This is a genomic window from Komagataeibacter rhaeticus, assembly GCF_011611525.1.
Taxonomy (GTDB): Bacteria; Pseudomonadota; Alphaproteobacteria; order Acetobacterales; family Acetobacteraceae; genus Komagataeibacter; species Komagataeibacter rhaeticus.
Genome location: NZ_CP050139.1, coordinates 2,960,960 through 2,978,313 on the forward strand (window position 1 = coordinate 2,960,960; position 17,354 = coordinate 2,978,313).

Annotated in this window: 19 protein-coding genes; 12 read left to right on the forward strand and 7 right to left on the reverse strand. The window is 65.3% G+C overall.

Features of this window, described 5'->3' with window-relative positions:
* Positions 1 to 47 precede the first annotated feature (47 nt).
* The 3 genes from GWK63_RS13490 to GWK63_RS13500 are packed head-to-tail and all read left to right on the forward strand — an operon-like array spanning position 48 to position 2,030.
* Positions 48 to 1,025: a tetratricopeptide repeat protein gene (locus GWK63_RS13490; RefSeq protein WP_039998628.1), complete on the forward strand. Its 978-nt coding sequence runs from the start codon at positions 48 to 50 to the stop codon at positions 1,023 to 1,025.
* Positions 1,022 to 1,789 carry an LON peptidase substrate-binding domain-containing protein gene (locus GWK63_RS13495; RefSeq protein ID WP_007397571.1) on the forward strand — a complete coding sequence of 256 codons (768 nt, stop codon included), beginning with the start codon at positions 1,022 to 1,024 and terminating at the stop codon, positions 1,787 to 1,789. Before GWK63_RS13490 ends, GWK63_RS13495 begins: the two co-directional genes overlap by 4 nt.
* A gap of 46 nt (positions 1,790 to 1,835) precedes the next feature.
* Positions 1,836 to 2,030 (forward strand): Trm112 family protein, encoded by a 195-nt coding sequence (locus GWK63_RS13500; RefSeq protein ID WP_034931738.1) that lies wholly within the window; start codon positions 1,836 to 1,838, stop codon positions 2,028 to 2,030.
* A 117-nt stretch (positions 2,031 to 2,147) separates the two neighbouring features.
* Here GWK63_RS13500 and panC read toward each other — a convergent pair whose 3' ends face one another.
* A complete protein-coding gene (gene panC / locus GWK63_RS13505; protein ID WP_007397568.1) occupies positions 2,148 to 3,005 on the reverse strand; it encodes a pantoate--beta-alanine ligase in 858 nt (285 codons plus the stop codon).
* A 187-nt stretch (positions 3,006 to 3,192) separates the two neighbouring features.
* Here panC and GWK63_RS13510 point away from each other — a divergent pair, with 187 nt between their 5' ends.
* The 5 genes from GWK63_RS13510 to GWK63_RS13530 all read left to right on the forward strand — a co-directional run bounded on the left by GWK63_RS13510 (position 3,193) and on the right by GWK63_RS13530 (position 8,153).
* A complete protein-coding gene (locus tag GWK63_RS13510) occupies positions 3,193 to 3,342 on the forward strand; it encodes a hypothetical protein (protein ID WP_007397567.1) in 150 nt (49 codons plus the stop codon).
* 87 nt (positions 3,343 to 3,429) lie between these two features.
* Positions 3,430 to 4,827 (forward strand): siroheme synthase CysG, encoded by a 1,398-nt coding sequence (cysG, locus tag GWK63_RS13515; RefSeq protein WP_007397566.1) that lies wholly within the window; start codon positions 3,430 to 3,432, stop codon positions 4,825 to 4,827.
* Positions 4,828 to 4,932: 105 nt separating this feature from the next.
* Positions 4,933 to 6,996, forward strand: coding sequence for an FUSC family protein (locus GWK63_RS13520; RefSeq protein ID WP_007397565.1), 2,064 nt, complete (start codon positions 4,933 to 4,935; stop codon positions 6,994 to 6,996).
* Complete coding sequence (locus GWK63_RS13525; RefSeq protein WP_007397564.1) at positions 6,996 to 7,190, forward strand: DUF1656 domain-containing protein; 195 nt, start codon at positions 6,996 to 6,998, stop codon at positions 7,188 to 7,190. The genes GWK63_RS13520 and GWK63_RS13525 overlap by 1 nt, the downstream gene beginning before the upstream one ends.
* Before the next feature lie 12 nt (positions 7,191 to 7,202).
* Complete coding sequence (locus GWK63_RS13530) at positions 7,203 to 8,153, forward strand: efflux RND transporter periplasmic adaptor subunit (protein WP_007397563.1); 951 nt, start codon at positions 7,203 to 7,205, stop codon at positions 8,151 to 8,153.
* A 317-nt stretch (positions 8,154 to 8,470) separates the two neighbouring features.
* Here the strand turns inward: GWK63_RS13530 and GWK63_RS13535 are convergent, their stop codons facing one another.
* Positions 8,471 to 8,698, reverse strand: a complete 228-nt coding sequence (locus GWK63_RS13535; RefSeq protein ID WP_034931731.1) for a hypothetical protein — start codon at positions 8,696 to 8,698, stop codon at positions 8,471 to 8,473.
* Positions 8,699 to 8,909: 211 nt separating this feature from the next.
* Between GWK63_RS13535 and GWK63_RS13540 the strand changes: the two genes are divergently transcribed.
* A complete protein-coding gene (locus GWK63_RS13540) occupies positions 8,910 to 9,407 on the forward strand; it encodes a hypothetical protein (protein ID WP_007397559.1) in 498 nt (165 codons plus the stop codon).
* A 141-nt stretch (positions 9,408 to 9,548) separates the two neighbouring features.
* Here GWK63_RS13540 and GWK63_RS13545 read toward each other — a convergent pair whose 3' ends face one another.
* The gene (locus tag GWK63_RS13545) at positions 9,549 to 10,058 is read right to left on the reverse strand and encodes a nucleoside deaminase (RefSeq protein ID WP_085948975.1); all 510 of its coding nucleotides are present in this window, start codon (positions 10,056 to 10,058) and stop codon (positions 9,549 to 9,551) included.
* A 450-nt stretch (positions 10,059 to 10,508) separates the two neighbouring features.
* Here GWK63_RS13545 and GWK63_RS13555 point away from each other — a divergent pair, with 450 nt between their 5' ends.
* A complete protein-coding gene (locus GWK63_RS13555) occupies positions 10,509 to 10,826 on the forward strand; it encodes a helix-turn-helix domain-containing protein (protein ID WP_007397556.1) in 318 nt (105 codons plus the stop codon).
* A gap of 85 nt (positions 10,827 to 10,911) precedes the next feature.
* Positions 10,912 to 11,247, forward strand: coding sequence for a hypothetical protein (locus GWK63_RS17290; RefSeq protein ID WP_007397555.1), 336 nt, complete (start codon positions 10,912 to 10,914; stop codon positions 11,245 to 11,247).
* A gap of 74 nt (positions 11,248 to 11,321) precedes the next feature.
* Here GWK63_RS17290 and GWK63_RS13565 read toward each other — a convergent pair whose 3' ends face one another.
* From GWK63_RS13565 to GWK63_RS13575, 3 genes are all read right to left on the reverse strand, one after another.
* The gene (locus tag GWK63_RS13565; RefSeq protein WP_007397554.1) at positions 11,322 to 12,038 is read right to left on the reverse strand and encodes a M15 family metallopeptidase; all 717 of its coding nucleotides are present in this window, start codon (positions 12,036 to 12,038) and stop codon (positions 11,322 to 11,324) included.
* Positions 12,039 to 12,173: 135 nt separating this feature from the next.
* The gene (locus GWK63_RS13570; RefSeq protein WP_007397553.1) at positions 12,174 to 12,404 is read right to left on the reverse strand and encodes a DUF2171 domain-containing protein; all 231 of its coding nucleotides are present in this window, start codon (positions 12,402 to 12,404) and stop codon (positions 12,174 to 12,176) included.
* Positions 12,405 to 12,583: 179 nt separating this feature from the next.
* Complete coding sequence (locus tag GWK63_RS13575) at positions 12,584 to 13,042, reverse strand: hypothetical protein (protein ID WP_223846547.1); 459 nt, start codon at positions 13,040 to 13,042, stop codon at positions 12,584 to 12,586.
* A gap of 214 nt (positions 13,043 to 13,256) precedes the next feature.
* On the opposite strand from GWK63_RS13575, the gene GWK63_RS13580 reads away from it, so the two are divergent.
* Complete coding sequence (locus GWK63_RS13580; RefSeq protein ID WP_007397550.1) at positions 13,257 to 15,800, forward strand: excinuclease ABC subunit UvrA; 2,544 nt, start codon at positions 13,257 to 13,259, stop codon at positions 15,798 to 15,800.
* A gap of 107 nt (positions 15,801 to 15,907) precedes the next feature.
* Here GWK63_RS13580 and GWK63_RS13585 read toward each other — a convergent pair whose 3' ends face one another.
* Complete coding sequence (locus GWK63_RS13585) at positions 15,908 to 17,308, reverse strand: GntP family transporter (RefSeq protein WP_007397549.1); 1,401 nt, start codon at positions 17,306 to 17,308, stop codon at positions 15,908 to 15,910.
* Positions 17,309 to 17,354: the final 46 nt, after the last annotated feature.

Below are 17,354 nucleotides of genomic sequence, written 5' to 3' on the forward strand. Positions count from 1 at the left end.
CGCCCCGTCTCGCCTGCTGGCCGCCAGACCGACAGGAATACGACCAGATGGACTACATTATCGGCCAGACGCCCCGGCATGACAGTTCCCGTCCGGCAGGGGGGGCAGTGGCCACGCCCCCGGGCGGGCGGCCCGACCCGGTCATGGACGGCACGCAGAACACCTTCATGCGCGATGTGGTGGAAGCCAGCCGCGACATGCCGGTGCTGGTCGATTTCTGGGCACCATGGTGCAACCCGTGCAAGCAGCTGACCCCCGTTCTGGAAAAGGTGGTGCGCGCGGCGGGCGGCCGGGTCAGGCTGGTCAAGGTTGATGTGGAAGCCAACCGCGCGCTGGCCCAGCAGCTGACCCAGATCGGCCTGCCGCTGCAGTCCATCCCCCTTGTGGCCGCCTTCTGGCAGGGGCAGATCCTGGACCTGTTCCAGGGCGCCAAGCCGGAAAGCGAGGTCCGCCGCTTTATCGAGAACGTGCTGAAATCCGCGGGCGGGGGCACCCTGCCCGCCGCCGACCTGATCAATGCCGCCCGCGCGGACATGGAGGAAGGCCGCGCCGAGGCCGCAGCCGCCCTGTTCTCGCAGGTGCTGGAGATCGAGCCCGAAAATCCCGCCGCATGGGGCGGGCTTGCCCGCGCCCTGATCGAGATGGGGGATGAGGAAGGGGCCGAAACCGCACTTAACGACGCCCCCGCCGCCATTGCGGAGCATGCCGAGATCACGGGGGCCAGGGCAGCGCTCGAACTCAAGCGCGAAGGCCGCAAGGCGGCGGAGGAAGCCGAGGAAATCCGCGCACGCATCGCCGCCAACCCGAAGGATTACGCCGCCCGTTTCGAACTGTCCGCGGCCCTGAACGCGGCAGGCAAGCGGGCGGAAGCCGCCGATGAACTGCTGACCATCATGAAAGAGGACCGGCAGTGGAATGATGACGCGGCGCGCAAGCAGCTGATCCGCCTGTTCGAGGCATGGGGCCAGACCGACCCCGACACCCTGGTCGCCCGGCGGCGCATGTCCTCGCTGCTGTTTTCGTGACACGCCATGCCGGAAGGGGGACCGTCATCATCATGGATGACATTCCCCGCCACATTCCGCAGATAGGGGATATGACCCTGGCGGACTTCCCGGCGGAGCTGGGCCTGTTCCCGCTTGATGAAGCCCTGCTGCTGCCGCAGGGGCGGCTGCCGCTCAACGTGTTCGAACCACGCTACATCGCGCTGGTGGAGGACGCACTGGCGACCAGCCGCCTGATCGGCATGATCCAGCCCCGCCCGCTTGAGGGAATGGACGCCAGCATCCCGCCCGATGCCGAGGAAGCGGGCATGGATGACGGCTACAGCACAACGCCGCCACTGTACGGCATCGGCTGCATCGGCCGCATTACCACCATGACCGAGCGCGAGGACGGCACCTACGCCATTACCCTGACCGGCATCGCCCGCTTCCGGCTGCTGCGCGAGACGGGACTGCGCCGGGGCTACCGGGTGGCGCGGATCGACGCATCCTCCTTCGTGTCCGACCTGACGGACAGCGAGGACGATATTCCCTTTGACCGGGAGGGCCTGCTCAACGCGCTGCATGATTTCTGCGAGGCACAGGGCGTGAGCACCCAGTGGGACGCCCTGCGCCAGATGGATGACGCGGCCCTGCTTGTCACCCTGCCCATGATCTGCCCCTTTGGCACCGCGCCGCGCCAGATGATGCTGGAGGCGCCAACGCCTGCCGCGCGCGCGCAGATCCTGCGCAGCCTGCTGGACGGGACTGGACAGGAACCCGACGAGGGTGCATCCCCATCGTAATCCGTTTTGTCCATATGATCGCAACTTCTGCATGGGATATGCCGCAATGACCGAAAAGCCGACCGCCCCCCCGCTCGATCCCCGGCTGCTGTCCATTCTTGTCTGCCCCGTGACCAAGGGCCCGCTGGTGTATGACCGTGAGGCGGGCGAACTGATCAGCAAGCGCGCGGGGCTGGCCTTTCCGGTACGCGACGGCATTCCCATCATGCTGCCCGACGAAGCCCGCCACATCGAGGCCTGAAGCCCCACGCAATCGCCTGTAAATTGTAAAAGTTTTTGGTGAAGCTTTTTTCAAAAAGCTTCAAAAACCGCTGTGCCTTAAAAAAAGGCGGCACCCGAAAGCTTTTACCTTTACCGATCAACCACCCTGTGGCGGTACCGGCATGTTGTCGATCAGCCGCACATCCCCCAGCCACGCCGCCGCCAGCAGGCGCGCGGGCGTGCCCGGCGGCAGGATGGCCAGGGGCTGAAGATCCGCCGCTGCGCGCAGTTCAACATACTCGACCGGGTCAAAACCGGCTGCGGCCAGCCGGTCCCGGGCACCGAGCAGGGCGGCCGCCACATCGCCCCCCGCCGCGATGTCGGATGCGCATGCCGCCAGCACGCGCGGCAGTACGGCGGCAGCCTGCCGGGCCGCAGGGACCAGCCGCCGGTTGCGCGAAGACAGGGCCAGCCCATCCGCCTCCCGCCGGGTGGGGCAGGCCACGATCTCGACGGGCAGGTCAAGGTCGGCCACCATGCGGCGGATCACCTGCACCTGCTGGAAGTCTTTTTCACCAAAAAAGGCACAATCCGCCAGCGTCTGCATGAACAGCTTGCACACGACCGTCGCCACGCCATCAAAATGCCCCGGCCGCACCCCCCCGCACAGCCCGGCGGATACCCCCGCCACGGTAATGCGCGTGGCAAAGCCGGGCGGATACATTTCAGCGGCCGTGGGGGCATACAGCACATCCACCCCAGCCTGCGCCAGCAGGCGGCCATCCTCCGCCAGCGTGCGGGGATAGGTTGCCAGGTCATCGGCATTGTCGAACTGGATGGGATTGACGAAAACCGTGGTGATGACACGATCCATCCGCGCACGCGCCGCCTGTACCAGTGACAGGTGGCCCGCATGCAGCGCACCCATGGTCGGCACCACCCCCACCCGCGCGCCTTCGCGTTTCCAGGCCCGTACGCACGCGCGCAGTCCGGCCACGGTGCTGATGGTTTCCATCGGCTGCATTCCCTTTTTTTCCCCTTCACGGGCTGTGGCCTGCACGGCGCAGGACCGGGACGGGTTGCTTATCACCTTTTGCCCGTACGGTGTGAAGACGCGCGCACGCGCAGGTCCTTCACGTATTGGCGTGGTGAAGGCACGGCTTTTCTGCTATGGGAGCGATTGCGTTGTGCAGGAGGTTTTTTTGGCCCGTCTTCTTCCCGTCCTTGGTCTCTGTGCCATCATGCTGTCACTGGCCGCATGCGCCACCAACACGCCGGGATCGGTCAAGGACCGCTCGACATGGGCGCGCTGGGGCTATGCCGAAGGGCTGAAGAACGTCGCCTCCCACTGATACCCGCCCAAGCCCTGCCCCGAGCAGGCTGAACGGCCCCTCTTTCCCCAAGCTACAGGATGCCGGCCCGCCCGGCTGTTTGAGTGCATGACCGATAGTTCCGAACCCGCATGGTTCCCCATTGCGCTGCGGCTGGACAATGTCCGGGTGCTGGTGGTGGGGGGCGGCATGATCGCCGCCAACAAGGTGCGCCTGCTGCTGGCCCATCATGCGCGGGTGGACGTCATTGCCGCACGGCTGGATGAGGAAATGCGGGCATGGCAGGAAGACGGCACGATCACCCACATTGCCACCAGCGCGGATGAGGCCACCCTGCGCGCCACGCTGCCCGGCTGCAGGCTGGTCTATGCCGCAACCGATGACCGCGCGGTCAACCGCATCGTGGCGGGGCTGGCACGCGCGGCGAACATTCCCGTCTGCGCGGTGGATGACCCGCAGCCTTCCACTTTCATCACCCCCGCGCAGGTCCATCGCGGGCTGGTGCGCATCGCCATCTCGACCGGGGGGGCCGCCCCCGTGCTGGCGCGCCGCCTGCGCGAACAGGTGGAAAGCACCATACCCGAAGGCACCGGCACGCTGGCCATATTCATGCAGCAGCAGCGTGAACACGTTGGCACGGCCTGCCCCGACATATCGCGCCGCCGGCAGGTATGGGAAACCTTCCTCGACGGCCCCGGCGCGCAGGCCGCGCGCACGGGCGACACGGCGCGCGCGCGCGCGGTACTGGACGACATCCTGGCCAGTACCACCCCGCGCGGCGAGGTCTGGCTGGTTGGCGCGGGACCGGGTGACCCGGACCTGCTGACCCTGCGCGCGCTGCACATGATGCAGAACGCAGACTGCGTCCTATATGACCAGCTCCTCTCCCCCGGCCTGCTGGACCGGGTGCGCCGTGATGCGGAACTGGTGTTCGTGGGCAAGCGCCGCAACAGACACACCATGCCGCAGGAAGAGATCAATGCCGAACTGGTGCGCCGCGCGCGCGCGGGCCAGCGCGTGCTGCGGCTCAAGGGTGGTGATCCGTTCGTGTTCGGGCGCGGGGGGGAGGAAATCGAGGCGCTGCTGGAAGCCGCCATTCCCTTTCAGGTCGTGCCGGGCATCACGGCGGCCAATGGCTGTGCGGCCTATGCCGGCATTCCGCTCACCCACCGTGACTGCGCGCAGGCCTGCCTGTTCGTGACCGGCCATGCCCGCGCCGACGGCACGCTGCACCTGCCGTGGGACAGCATGGCACGCGCGGGCCAGACGGTGGTGATCTACATGGGTGTGTCCGCCCTGCCCGCCCTGTGCGCCAGGCTTATGGAGCATGGCCTGTCGCCCGACTGGCCCGCCGCCATTGTGGAGCGTGGCACCCGCCCCGACCAGCGGGTCATAACCGGCACGCTGGGCACACTGGCCGCACAGGCCAGTGCGGCGGATGTGGGCAGCCCGGCGCTGATCTTCGTGGGTGAGGTGGTGCGCCACCGCGTGGTCTCGCCCGCCTGACCCGGCCCCGTGCGGCAAAAAAATGGCTGTACATCATTTGTTATGAATAGGCGGCTATTTTCAGTGTATTGAGCGCCTTGAACCCACCAGACGGTCAGGGAGGCCATGGCAGGGATACAGGCCAGTCACATGCAGCGCATCCATGACGGGACACGCGCGCTCCTGCCATGGCTGGACAGGCTGCCGCCGGGATGGATCGGGTTCAGCCTGCGTACGTGGTGCGCGCTGGTGCTCGGGCTGGCCACCGCCTTCTGGCTGCAGCTCGACAATCCGCTGCTGGTGGGCGTCACGGTCATGATCCTGGCGCAGCCCCTGCGCGGGCAGGCGCTGTCCAAGGCCTTTTACCGGCTGCTGGGCACGCTGGTGGGCATGGGTGTGTCCATCGTTCTGGTGGCGGTGTGGAACCAGCAGCGCGGGCCATTCCTGGGCGGTGTGGCGCTGTGGCTTGCGGCGTGCGCGTTCGTGGGGTCGCTGGAGCGTGACTTCCGCTCCTACGCCGCCCTGCTGTCGGGCTATACCGTGGCACTGGTGGCGGTAAACTGCATCGATACGCCCCAGAATGTCTTCAACATCGCCGTATCGCGCGCATCCGCCATCACGCTTGGGGTCTTTGCGGTGGCGGTGGTCAATATCCTGTCCGGCTCACCCGCGGCCTGGCGGGGCCTGGCGGATGGGCTGAAACAGCTGACCCGCCCCATTAGCGAAACCGCGCGCGCCGCCCTCCAGCACGGGCAGGACAGGGGAGCGCAGGCGGATATCCGGCTGGGCGCGCGCGTGCTGGCCCTGACCACCCCCCTGTCCTATGCCCGCACGGAACTGGAACGGGGCGGCCTGCGGGCCAATGGCGCCCGGCTGGCCATGGCCTGCATGCTTGCGGTGCTGGACTGCGCGCGCGGGCTGGGCCGCCATGCCGGCCATGACGGCATCGCCCCCGTGGTGGAGGACGCCATTGCCCGCACCGCGCGCCAGACCGACCTGCGCACCGATCAGGTCGGGTTCACGCTCCACATGCTCGACATGATCCGCGCCACGCAGCCCGGCCATATCCCCAACCGGGACGAGGCATTTGCCATCGAACGCGCGGCGTGCATGCTTGCTGCGCGCACGCGGCTGCATGCGGGGCAGGACATGCTGGCCGAGGGAAAACCGCACCCCGAATTCAGCCAGACCATCAATATTGCGGTCCAGCCCAATTACATGCTGGCCTTTACGGGCGCGTTGCGGGTTCTGGTGGGATTTTCCTTCGCGGCGGGGGTGTGCGTCATGACCGGGCTGCCGGGGGCGACCGTAGCCCTGGCCCAGACCGCGCTGACCCTGACACTGGCCGCCACCAACGTGGATACCGCGCGCTTTGGCATGGGGGCCGTGATCGGCATGCCGTGCAGCGTGCTGGCGGCGGCGGTGCTGAACTTCTTCGTGCTGCTGCACGGGGCGGACATGCCCTTCCTGGCGCTGACGCTCCTGCCCCAGACCTTCATCGCCTGCCTGCTGCTCATGCGCCCGTCCACGGCAGCGATCGGGTTCAATTACGGGGTCTTTTTCTTTGCCATACTGGGGCTGGACAACCACCAGAGCTACAACCCGACGGAATTCCTCAACCGCAACATCTTCTACCTGCTGGCGGCCCTGCTGGCCTTCATCATCCTGGTACTGCTGTTCCCGCCCTCGGCGCGCCGGCAGCGGTTCTGGATGGGGGCAAGCATCGTCCGCGCGCTGGAACGCCAGATGGCCGGCCGGGGCGCGGCCGATGGCCCGACCCGCCTGACCCGCGCCTATGACCGGCTGGCCCAGATGCAGTTCTGGACCGACCGCCTGCCCGCCACCGCCAGCCATGCCCGACAGATGGAAAGCTTTGCCACGTTTGCGGAACTGGAAGGTGCGCTGGCACGCGCACGCCTCTATGCCCTTCAGGCGCAGAAGAATCCCCTGCTGCGCCCCGCGGCCGAACTGGCCCTGCGCGCCCTGGTGCTGCGCGCGCCGTGGACGGTAACCGCCCCCCTGCAACAGGCGCTGGATGCCGTGCCCGCCCCTGCGGCGCAGTTGCCACCGCAGACGCAGGTCGCGGCAATAAACCTGCTGGCGGGGCTGAATGCGGTACTGCGGGGGTGGCAGGCGGCGGCGCCACGGTTGCGGCATTACGGCATTATCCGGACACGGAAGGCGGGCTGATGCGGCAGGTCGTGGATGTGGAGGGCGTGCTGGTTTCCGCCTTCGTCATGAATCTCGGGCTGGCACTGTGCACGCTGCTGGCACTGCGGGCGGTACTGTCATGGTTCAACCTGTGGCGGTTCGTGTGGAACCCGCCACTGGCGCAGTTTGGCCTGCTGATCTGCCTTGTCGGCCTGTATACCCTGATCCTGTGAGAGAATGCTGACGTGTTCGCATATGCAAACCGCCTTGTGCGCCTGGCCATTACCCTGACCATCCTGCTGGTGGCCGCCATCGTGGCCATCGTGCTGTGGGATTACTACACGGCCTCCCCCTGGACCCGTAACGGACAGGTCCGGGCGCAGGTTGCCAATATCGCCCCGCGCATTTCCGGCCAGATCAACGACGTGCGCGTGCAGGACAACCAGTTCGTCCACAAGGGGGATGTGCTGTACGTGATCGATCCGTTCGATTTCCGCGTGAAGGTGGATATCGCCACGGCGGCGGTAAACGAACGCCGCGCGGATCTGGAGTTCAGGACATCACAGTACGAACGGCGGCAGAAGATTTCGGGCGTTGCGGTATCGGGCGAGGAAAAGCAGCAGTTCGAGGCCGTAGCCCAGCAGGCGGAAGCCCAGTATGCCGGGGCGCTGGCCGACCTGAAGCAGGCACGCATCAACCTGGAACGCACCGAAGTCCGCAGTTCGATCAACGGCTACGTCACCAACCTGACCATGCGCGCGGGGGACTATGCCAATGCGGGGCAGGTGAACATCCAGGTCATCGATGCGGATTCCTACTGGGTGGACGGCTATTTTGAGGAAACGAAAATCCATTCCATCGCTGTTGGCGAACCCGTGCGGCTGGACCTCATGGGTTTTCATGAGCCGCTGTTCGGCCATGTGGAAAGCATTACCCGCGGCATTGCCAGCAACAACGCCGCATCTTCCATTCAGGGCCTGCCGGCGGTGGACCCGGTCTATACCTGGGTGCGGCTGGCACAGCGCATTCCGGTGCGCGTGCACATTGACAGCGTGCCGCAGGGGCTGGTGCTGGCCGCGGGCATGACCGCAACCGTGACCGTGGTGTCGGAAGCGGGCAACCGCCGCCACATGTCCGTGCGCGATGCGCTGCGCCATGTGGGCGATGACATGCAGCATATCGCGGGCCATCGCTGACACGCCGCCCGCAGGCCTTATCCACAGATTCAGGGGACGAATATCCGGGCAACCCTGTGGATAGAAACAGCAGGAACCGGGGATAAGGTGCATGTTTTTCCCGACTCGTTGAGAGTCGCGTGGATTTTTCTTAAAGGCTGTACCGGACACCCGGCCCCGGAAACGGCTGCAGGTCGTAAAAGGGTTTCTGGTAAGGCATTTGCCGAAAAGTCTTGGAAAATGCCGCCTTTTTAAAAAAAGGCAGCACCCGAAAACTTTTATTATTTTTTACCAATGCGTTATTTTAAAGCAGTTTGCCTACAGGGCTGCGGGTCTGCCTATCCATGCCAGCCTGGGGCCGCCGTGCCTTCGGGGGCGGTCTGGCCCGTACCCGGCGCGGGCGCTCCCAGCCGGTGGGCACGATAGAGCAGGCCATGCCCCAGCTTTTCAATCAGCATGCCCCGGCGTTGCAGCCGGGCATGGCTTATGGCGTACCCGATCTCACGCACGATCTGACCCCGCAGCACCTGCATCCACCCACGCAGGGCAAGTTTCCTCCGCGTCATATCGCGCGCTCCCGTTCACCACCAAGACAGTTGTTATGTTCATGGCAGATAGGCTTTATGCGCATAACATTCAAGGCAAGGCACATGGCCTGAAAAGTTATTTTTATTTAATTCCTGTCATGACACACCGGGCCTGCACGCTCATACAGGCCGCAGACCGGGCGCATCCATGATCACAATGGCCCGAACCACTCCGCCATGGGGGAATATCTTGCGTTACCTGTTCCTGCTCTGCGCCCTTGCATGCGCCTGCCCTCGTCCCGCTGCCGCACAGACACCACCATCACAGGTCATAAGCACCCTGTTTGCCGACAAGCTGACCATGATGGACCTGGGCCTGATCCGTGCCGAACGCGCCATGCAGCATGAAATTGACAGCCTGCCCGACACCTATGACAGCGACATGATGCCGGTGGCCGATTTCGACCCCAGGCGCAACAGCATCCTGGTCGGTATCTGGTACCAGAACCATGACAGCTTCACCCACGCGCAGTGCGACAGGCTGCTTGATACGGTCAAGAAGTCATTCGGCAGCCAGCCAACCACCATCATTGCCGCATGGTTCCGCCATCATGGCTATACCTCGCTGCGCGACGCGGGGCAGTTCTATGTCGGGCTGCGCAACATCATCTGGCTGGTGGTCACCGACGGGGACCGGGCCTGCTCCTATTCCATGGCAACCGGACAGACGACCACGAACGGGTTCTGAAAGCCCGTATGCCTGAAGCCTGCAGATCATAAAGAAGTTTCTGGTGAAGCTTCTTCCAAAAGCCCCAGACCGTCGCCTTTTTGAAAAAAGGCGACACCCAAAAACTTTTATTTTGTAAATATAGTGTTTTTAAACAGTCTGTTACGCTTTCCCTTCGGCCCAGAAGCTACGTTGCAGTTCAGCGGCTTCCGCTTCCAGCAGGGGACCGATGACGGCCACCCTGCGCTGGCCTGCGTCAAACACCGTGCGGCATGGCAGGTCCAGGGTCGGGTTTTCCGGGTGGTTGCCGGTCATTGCCTTGAGGTCGTGTTCGCTCTGGCCATACACGACGCGGCCAATCCCGGCCCAGTACACCGCACCCGCACACATCGCACAGGGTTCGGCCGAGGTGTACATCGTGCAGCCCGCCAGTTCGGCGGGTGGAAACCGTTTTGAAGCCCGCGTGGCCAGCAGGCGTTCGGCATGGGCGGTCATGTCGCCCCCTTCCGCCGTATAGCCATTACCCTGTTCCAGCACCACCTTGCCCGTGGCATCGACCAGTATGCAGCCAAAGGGGTGGTCGCCCCCCTGCCGCGCGCGTTCGGCCACGGCAAAGGCGCGCCGCAGGAAATGTTCATGGTCCAGATCGGGCAGGATGGTCGGGTCGGTCATCGGGGCATCTCCATGCGAACAGGGCAGGTAGCCTTGATATGTGCCGGGTGCGCCGTCCATTTTCAAATGGAAATGGCTGGTCCGCATGGGCTCGGGATGCGTGATCGCCTGACGGGCCGCTTCCATCTCCCCATCAAGGGCGTCCACGATATCGTCCGTATCATACGGCCCCACAAAACGCGCGGCCGCCAGTTCGGCCCGGATCATGCCCAGACGCAGCAGGTACTGCCGGAGCTGGCGGACATGCCAGGCGACCCATGGTGGCTCATCGGGTGCGAATCGGGCATCGATGGCGGCCTGCGTGCAGCCATCGGGCAGGTAGGGATCTTGCATGGGGGACCTTTCCATTCGTGCGTTAAAAATACACAAATATTCTGAAGGCAACGATTCTTTCGCACAGGCGCGCATTATTTCCTTGCCGTATGTGCGTTTTTTTAACACAATTTGGGTATGAAAAATGCACACACCCACACACATGCCGCCCCCGCCCCACACCGCACCCGCCCGCCACGGCTGGACTGGGGCCGGCTTGCCCCCTCGGTCGCACAACTGCGCCAGCAGGGATGCTCCACCCGTGAAACGGCCCGCAGGCTGGGCCTGAACATCAAAACGCTGGAGGCCCATCTTCGCCGTCACCGCATCCGCCATGCCATACCCATGGACCGGCCCGATCAGGTCCGCCGCACCTGCCTGAACTGCGACAGCGCCTTCGTGGCCGATGGCCGCTTCCTGCGCCTGTGCCCGGAATGCCGGGCCATGTTCGGTTAAGCGCGCTCACATTCCCGTGTGCCGGGAACCATCCCACCTGCCCTGCTGTTTCACACACAGTCTCCCAGCACAGGATTTACGGACCATGGGCACCCCGAGCCATTGCAGCACAACCCCGCCAGACAAAGCCCATGATCCCGCCCATATCCAGTTCCGCATCGCCCTGCATCATGACCGCGTGGTAACGGCATCCCGGCCGCTTACCCCCACGCCCGCATGGCGCAGCCTGCGCTCGATCGCCCTTCTGGGCCTGGCGCTGGCACTGGCGGGCACGGGCCTGAGCGCCTGCAAACGCCACCATGAGACGGCAGGCGAAAAACTGGATCATTTTGGTGACAAGGTGCAGGACACCCTCGACCCACCAAAGGGTCCGGGCGAGAAGGCAGGCCGCACGATTGACCGCACATTGCACGACAATTAAGGGCCGCCTGAAACAGGCCATGGATAAAAAGGGACAAAAGTTTCCGGACAGTCCACCGCGACGGTACGCACCGTTCAGGGCGTGAGCGTGCGCCCAATCTCGTCGAAAGACAGGTCCATGACGGCATAATCCCGCCAGTCCCGGAAATCGAAGTGCCACCATTCCTCGGCCAGCGGTTCAAAGCCGCTGGCCTGCATGATGGTGGCCAGCAGGTCACGGCACCCACGCGCCCGCGCGCTGCCGCCCACATACCCCACATGCGCGCGCGGGGTCATTTCATCAAAGCCGGATGGCATGGGAACAACCTGCCGGGTTGTCAGGTCCCACAAAGTCAGATCCACCGCACACCCCCGGTTATGGCGCGAGCCATGGGCGGGATCACCCACGAAATCATACAGGCTTTCCGGCACCGCATGGCGGAACAGCGCACTGACATGCCATGGCCGGTAGGCATCATAGACCAGCAGGCCATACCCGTGCCGCGCCGCCAGCCCCCGCGCATGGGACAGGGCACGCGCCGCCGGGCGCTGAAGGAAGGCCCGCGCGGCGGGATAAACGGGAAAGCCCAGAAAGTTGCGGGCCGTGGCATAACGGATATCCAGCACAAGGGCCGGGTCGAACCGGGCCAGGTCCACCAGATCGGCCGCACGGCGCGCGGGGGCGAATACCGGCATGCGCAGGCCCGCGATGCTGGCCCGCAGCATGGCAGGCGTGGCGCGCAGGGGCACGCGGAACGTATCATCACCCGCCGCCATCAGCGGAGCGGGTACCGGGCCTGTCCTGTCCACCATGCCACGCCCCCACCTTTCCTGCCACCTGCGCCCGCGGGTGCCGGAGCGCGGGACATGACGGAACCCGGGGGCAGGCGTTTTTCAATACGCCCTGGCAGATACCCGGACATTCCTGTCGTGTTACCGGAAGACCGTTCAGGCCGGCGGGGTGTAGGACTGCACGTCCTCCACCGTGTGGCTGAGCAGGATCTTGCCGTTATCGACAGACTGCACCCATGAGAGGGGAACATTGAAGGTGCTTTCCGCCGGGCCATCCACCGTAATCTGGATCGTGCCATCGGCGTTGACCGCCGTAAGCGTGCCCATACGGCCCGAACCGGCCGCAATCACGTCCTGACCCAGCATGGCCTGCGTTACATCTGTCATGAATTCCCTTCCATCACCCGGCATGACACCACGCCTGCGCGCATGCCCCCCTGCCGGGTTCCATCATCCGTATGGCATGCAGCGTACACATCTGCCGCCCCCTGCCAACCCGTTCAGGACCCGGCCCAGCGGACAGCATGCATGTCGTGAACACATGATACCGGCGCGGGTTGCCCGGCTCAGTTCACGCCAAACTGCTTGCGCTGGGACATGACCTGATTCAGGCGCTCATTGTAGCTGTGATAGGTGCCCTTGGGCACGCAGCCCATTTCTTCCAGATCTTCCAGCTTGATGCTGTCATTGAGCCAGGAATTGACCTCGTTGAAACTGATCTTCTGCGGTACGTCACGCCCGCTGAACACCACCGGGTCGTCCTGCCCCTGCACATAGCCGAATTTCATGTGCACGCTGCCTGCGGGCGTGTCATGCGCGGCCATCTCGCCACACACCACGGATGCGCCATCCATGCCGTGCACCGCCACATTACGGAACACCACCCCCCCGGGGTCCGGCTGGGTGGCGGCAACATGGCGCTCGGCCTCGGCCACGATGGGTGCCGTGTTTCCCTGATGGGCCGCATGCGCCATGCCCGCCGAACACAGACAGAGGGAGACGCCCAGTATGATGACTCGTTTCATGCTTGTACCCGCCCGATCCTTCATGTCGTCATGACCCAGCCTTCCTGATGCGCCGCGCGGTGCCGACGGTCAAGCAGGGCCCCGGTCATACCCATATCGTCAATTATATAACGTTCGATAATACCAAACCCCGGCCATGCAAAATGATCTGGCGGCGCTATAATGACAGTCCGGAACCCGGTCCCGGCCGGGACAGCGCGCAAAGGCCATTTTCATGTCGCATGACTCCCCCGCCCCATCCCCTTCAGCCGACCCGCACAGCCGGGCGGATTTCGTGCAGGTGCGCGGCGCACGCGAACACAACCTGAAGAATGTGGATGTGGATGTGCCGCGCGACAGGCTGGTGGTGTTCACCGGGGTATCCGGCTCGGGCAAATCCTCGCTTGCGTTCGGCACACTGTACGCGGAAGCCCAGCGACGGTACCTGGAATCCGTCTCTCCCTACGCCCGGCGACTTTTCCGGCAGATGCCGGTGCCCGATGTGGGCGGCATAGAGGGGCTGCCGCCTGCCATAGCACTCCAGCAGCAGCGCGGCACGGGTACGGGACGGTCATCGGTGGGCAGCATCACCACGTTGTCCAACCTGCTGCGCATGCTCTATTCGCGCGCAGGGCACTACCCCGCCTGCATGCCGCGGCTGGAGGCGGAATCCTTTTCCGCCAACACACCCATGGGGGCCTGCCCGCAATGCCACGGTCAGGGCCGCATCATGGACACCACCACGGCCCTGCTGGTACCCGATGACAGCCTGTCCATCCGCCAGCGCGCCGTGGCCGCCTGGCCTACCGCATGGCAGGGACAGAACCTGCGCGATATCCTGATTACCAAAGGGGTGGACGTGGACTGCCCGTGGCGCGACCTGCCACAGGAAACCCGCGACTGGATCCTGTATACGGACGAGACCCCGACCTATCCCGTCTATCCCGGCCTGGACCACGCCGCCGTGCAGCGCGCGATCAGCCAGCACATCCCGCCGGGCTATAACGGCACCTTTACCGGGGCGCGGCGCTATGTACTGCACACGTTCGCCACGTCCCAGAGTGCGGCCATGCGCAGGCGGGCCGAACGGTTCCTGACCGCGACCCCGTGTCCCACCTGTCATGGCCAGCGCCTGAACCCGGATGCCCTGCGGGTTACGCTGGCGGGACTGAACATCGCACAGATGACGCGCCAGCCGCTTGCCACCATCGCGCGCACGCTCGCCCCGCTGGCCGATGGCACGCTGGCGCTGGGCGCCACACCGCAGGCAGGCGATGCCACGGCCATTGCAGCGCAACGGATGGCGGCCGACCTGATCGCGCGCATTGCGGTGCTGGAACGGCTGGGGCTGGGCTACCTGCAGGCCGACCGCTCCGTCACCACCCTGTCGCCGGGGGAATACCAGCGCCTGCGGCTGGGCACGCAGATCCGCTCCAGCCTGTTTGGCGTGGTTTACGTACTGGATGAGCCCTCCAGCGGGCTGCATCCGGCCGATGCCCACAACCTGCTGGATGCGCTGGAGGGGCTGAAGGCGGCAGGCAACTCGCTCTTCATTGTCGAACACAACCTGTACCTGATCCGCCGGGCCGACTGGATTGTCGATGTCGGCCCCGATGCGGGCACACGGGGTGGGGAAATCCTGTATAGCGGCCCGCCCGACGGGCTGCGCTCGGTCCCCCTTTCCCGCACCGCGCCCTACCTGTTCGCGGGGGATGCGCCCATCGCGGGCGCGCCCCGCGCACCCACGGGGTGGCTGAACCTTGCGGGGGTGACGTGGAACAACCTGCACGACCTGAGTGTGGAAATCCCGCTGGGCACGTTCGTGACCGTGACCGGGCTGTCCGGCTCGGGCAAATCCAGTCTGGTCAGCCAGGCGCTACCCGTGCTGGTAGCGCACGCACTGGGGCAGAAACTGGCGGCGGACCCGGATGAGGACAGCATTGATGACCTGCCCGAAGGCACCCCGCGCGGGCAGGTCACGGCGGGTGCGGACACGTTGAAACGGCTGGTCATGATCGACCAGAAACCGATCGGGCGCACGCCGCGCTCCAATCTTGCCACCTATACCGGCCTGTTCGACACCATTCGCCAGCTCTATGCCGCAACCGACATGGCAAAGGCACGCGGCTATGACGCCGGCCGCTTTTCATTCAACCTGCCCAAGGGGCGCTGCCCCACCTGTGAGGGCGCGGGCTCGGTCATGGTGGAACTGCTGTTCCTGCCCAGCGTGTATTCCCCCTGCCCCACCTGCCACGGCACGCGCTACCGGCCCGAGGTGCTGGAGGTGACCCTGCGCGGCAAATCCATTGCCGATATACTGGCCATGACGGTGGACGAGGCCGCCACCTTCTTTGCCAACACCTCTGCACTTGCGGCCGCCTTTGCCACATTGCAGCAGGGCGGGCTTGGCTATCTCAAGCTCGGGCAGCCCGCCACCGAACTGTCGGGCGGCGAGGCGCAGCGCATCAAGCTTGCGACCGAACTGCAGAAACAGCGCCGGGGGCATACGCTCTACATTCTGGATGAACCGACAACCGGCCTGCACCCGGCGGATGTGGACCGCTTGCAGATACACCTGCAATCGCTGGTCGATGCGGGGCATACGGTGGTCGTGGCCGAACATGACATGCGCGTGGCGGCAAGGGGGGACTGGATCATCGACATGGGGCCGCAGGCGGGCGAAGGTGGCGGCCGGATCGTTGCCGCAGGCACGCCGCATGATGTTGCCCGCAACGCGGCAAGCAGGACCGCCCCTTACCTTCTTCCCCTGACAGGTTGAAAGCATAAAGACGTTTTTGGTGAAGCCTTTTCCAAAAAGCTTTAAAGGACGCCGCCTTTTGGAAAAAAGGCGGCACCCGGAAACTTTAGCTTTTATCCATCCCCCGCTCAGGCAGGCAGCACGGCCCACAGCGTGGCCACACCGGCAAAGACCAGCACGGAGGCAATGAGCGTCATCACGCTCCAGCTCCGCAGCCCCTCACGCACGCTGACGCCGCACATGCGGGTTACGATCCAGAACCCGGCATCATTGACATGGGACAGCCCCATGCCCCCTGCCCCCATGGCCAGCGCCATCAGTGCAAGATGCGTCTGGTCCAGATGCAGCCGCCCGATCATGGGGCCAAGGATGCCTGCCGTGGTCATGAGGGCCACGGTGGTCGGCCCCTGCGCCACGCGCAGGATCATGGTCAGCACGAAGGCCAGCACCAGCAGTGGCAGGCCGGTCGCGGCCAGCAGGCCACCCAGCGCATCCCCCACCCCGCTGCCCACCAGCACCTGCGCAAACGCGCCCCCCGCCCCGGTAATAAGGATGATGATGGCCGTGCCCGGCAGGGCGGCCGCCACCACATCGGACACGGTGCCAAGCGCCATGCCGCGCCGCAGCCCCAGCAGCCACGCGCACAGCACCACATCCAGCCCCAGGGCAATGAAGGGGATACCCACAAACACCAGCACGGAACGCAGGCGCCCCGGCGCCATGAGTTCACCCGCCAGCGTGCCCCCCACCATCAGCAGGACCGGCACGGCAATCACCAGCGCGATCTCGCCAATGCTGACCGGCCGCTGCTGGCTGGCCTGCATGAACAGCCGGGCCGGGCCGTCCGCCGCGTCATGATTACGGGTGGCGTTGCGCGCCTCCTCCACCACAGCGCGGATATCGGGCGTGCAGCCAAAGGGCCGGGCCATGATCGGGCGCGTCAGCACATAGGTCAGCCCCGTGGCCACGGCGGCCAGCGGCAGGCCCAGCAGCAGCATGTGCCCCGCCCCCACGCCCAGCGCGCCCGCCACCGCCACGGCACCGGGATGGGGCGGCAGCAGGGCATGCACGGTCAGCATGGTCACCGCCATGGGGATGCCGAACACCGCGGGCGCGCGGCCCGTCTGCCGCGCCATGCCATAGACCAGCGGCATGAGCATGATGACGCCCACTTCAAAGAAGACCGGAATGCCCACCCCGAAGGCCGCGATGACCAGCGCCAGCGGCACATGGGCGGCACCGACGCGGCTGACCAGCCGGGCCGCCACCACGGCCGCCCCGCCGGAAAGGTCGATCATGCGCCCGATCATGGCCCCCAGCGCCACGATAATGGCGATATGGCCCATGGTGCGGCCCATGCTGCCCTGAATCGAATCGGCCAGCTTCGCCACCGGCATGCCGGTCAGCAGCGCCACCGCCACCGCGACACCCAGCAGTGCCACGAAGGGATGCAGCCGCGCCCACAGGATCAGGACAAGAAGAAGGGCAATGGAGCCAAGGCCGGTCAGGATCAGCGCGAGCGGAGTCATGGACGAATCCCGTGCGGAAGGGAGACCATGCAGGCATGGCCAAACG

What these genes read in the sequence shown, in the direction of transcription:
- GWK63_RS13565 (WP_007397554.1), bottom strand. Translation starts at nt 12,038, where the DNA reads ATGGTGGACAGGACAGGCCCGGTACCCGCTCCGCTGATGGCGGCGGGT.
- panC (WP_007397568.1), bottom strand. Translation starts at nt 3,005, where the DNA reads ATGGAAACCATCAGCACCGTGGCCGGACTGCGCGCGTGCGTACGGGCC.
- GWK63_RS13535 (WP_034931731.1), bottom strand. Translation starts at nt 8,698, where the DNA reads ATGACGCGGAGGAAACTTGCCCTGCGTGGGTGGATGCAGGTGCTGCGG.
- GWK63_RS13580 (WP_007397550.1), top strand. Translation starts at nt 13,257, where the DNA reads ATGTCGCATGACTCCCCCGCCCCATCCCCTTCAGCCGACCCGCACAGC.
- GWK63_RS13520 (WP_007397565.1), top strand. Translation starts at nt 4,933, where the DNA reads ATGGCAGGGATACAGGCCAGTCACATGCAGCGCATCCATGACGGGACA.
- GWK63_RS13500 (WP_034931738.1), top strand. Translation starts at nt 1,836, where the DNA reads ATGACCGAAAAGCCGACCGCCCCCCCGCTCGATCCCCGGCTGCTGTCC.
- GWK63_RS13585 (WP_007397549.1), bottom strand. Translation starts at nt 17,308, where the DNA reads ATGACTCCGCTCGCGCTGATCCTGACCGGCCTTGGCTCCATTGCCCTT.
- GWK63_RS13545 (WP_085948975.1), bottom strand. Translation starts at nt 10,058, where the DNA reads ATGACCGACCCGACCATCCTGCCCGATCTGGACCATGAACATTTCCTG.
- GWK63_RS13570 (WP_007397553.1), bottom strand. Translation starts at nt 12,404, where the DNA reads ATGACAGATGTAACGCAGGCCATGCTGGGTCAGGACGTGATTGCGGCC.
- GWK63_RS13555 (WP_007397556.1), top strand. Translation starts at nt 10,509, where the DNA reads ATGAAAAATGCACACACCCACACACATGCCGCCCCCGCCCCACACCGC.
- GWK63_RS13575 (WP_223846547.1), bottom strand. Translation starts at nt 13,042, where the DNA reads ATGAAACGAGTCATCATACTGGGCGTCTCCCTCTGTCTGTGTTCGGCG.
- GWK63_RS13525 (WP_007397564.1), top strand. Translation starts at nt 6,996, where the DNA reads ATGCGGCAGGTCGTGGATGTGGAGGGCGTGCTGGTTTCCGCCTTCGTC.
- cysG (WP_007397566.1), top strand. Translation starts at nt 3,430, where the DNA reads ATGACCGATAGTTCCGAACCCGCATGGTTCCCCATTGCGCTGCGGCTG.
- GWK63_RS13490 (WP_039998628.1), top strand. Translation starts at nt 48, where the DNA reads ATGGACTACATTATCGGCCAGACGCCCCGGCATGACAGTTCCCGTCCG.
- GWK63_RS17290 (WP_007397555.1), top strand. Translation starts at nt 10,912, where the DNA reads ATGGGCACCCCGAGCCATTGCAGCACAACCCCGCCAGACAAAGCCCAT.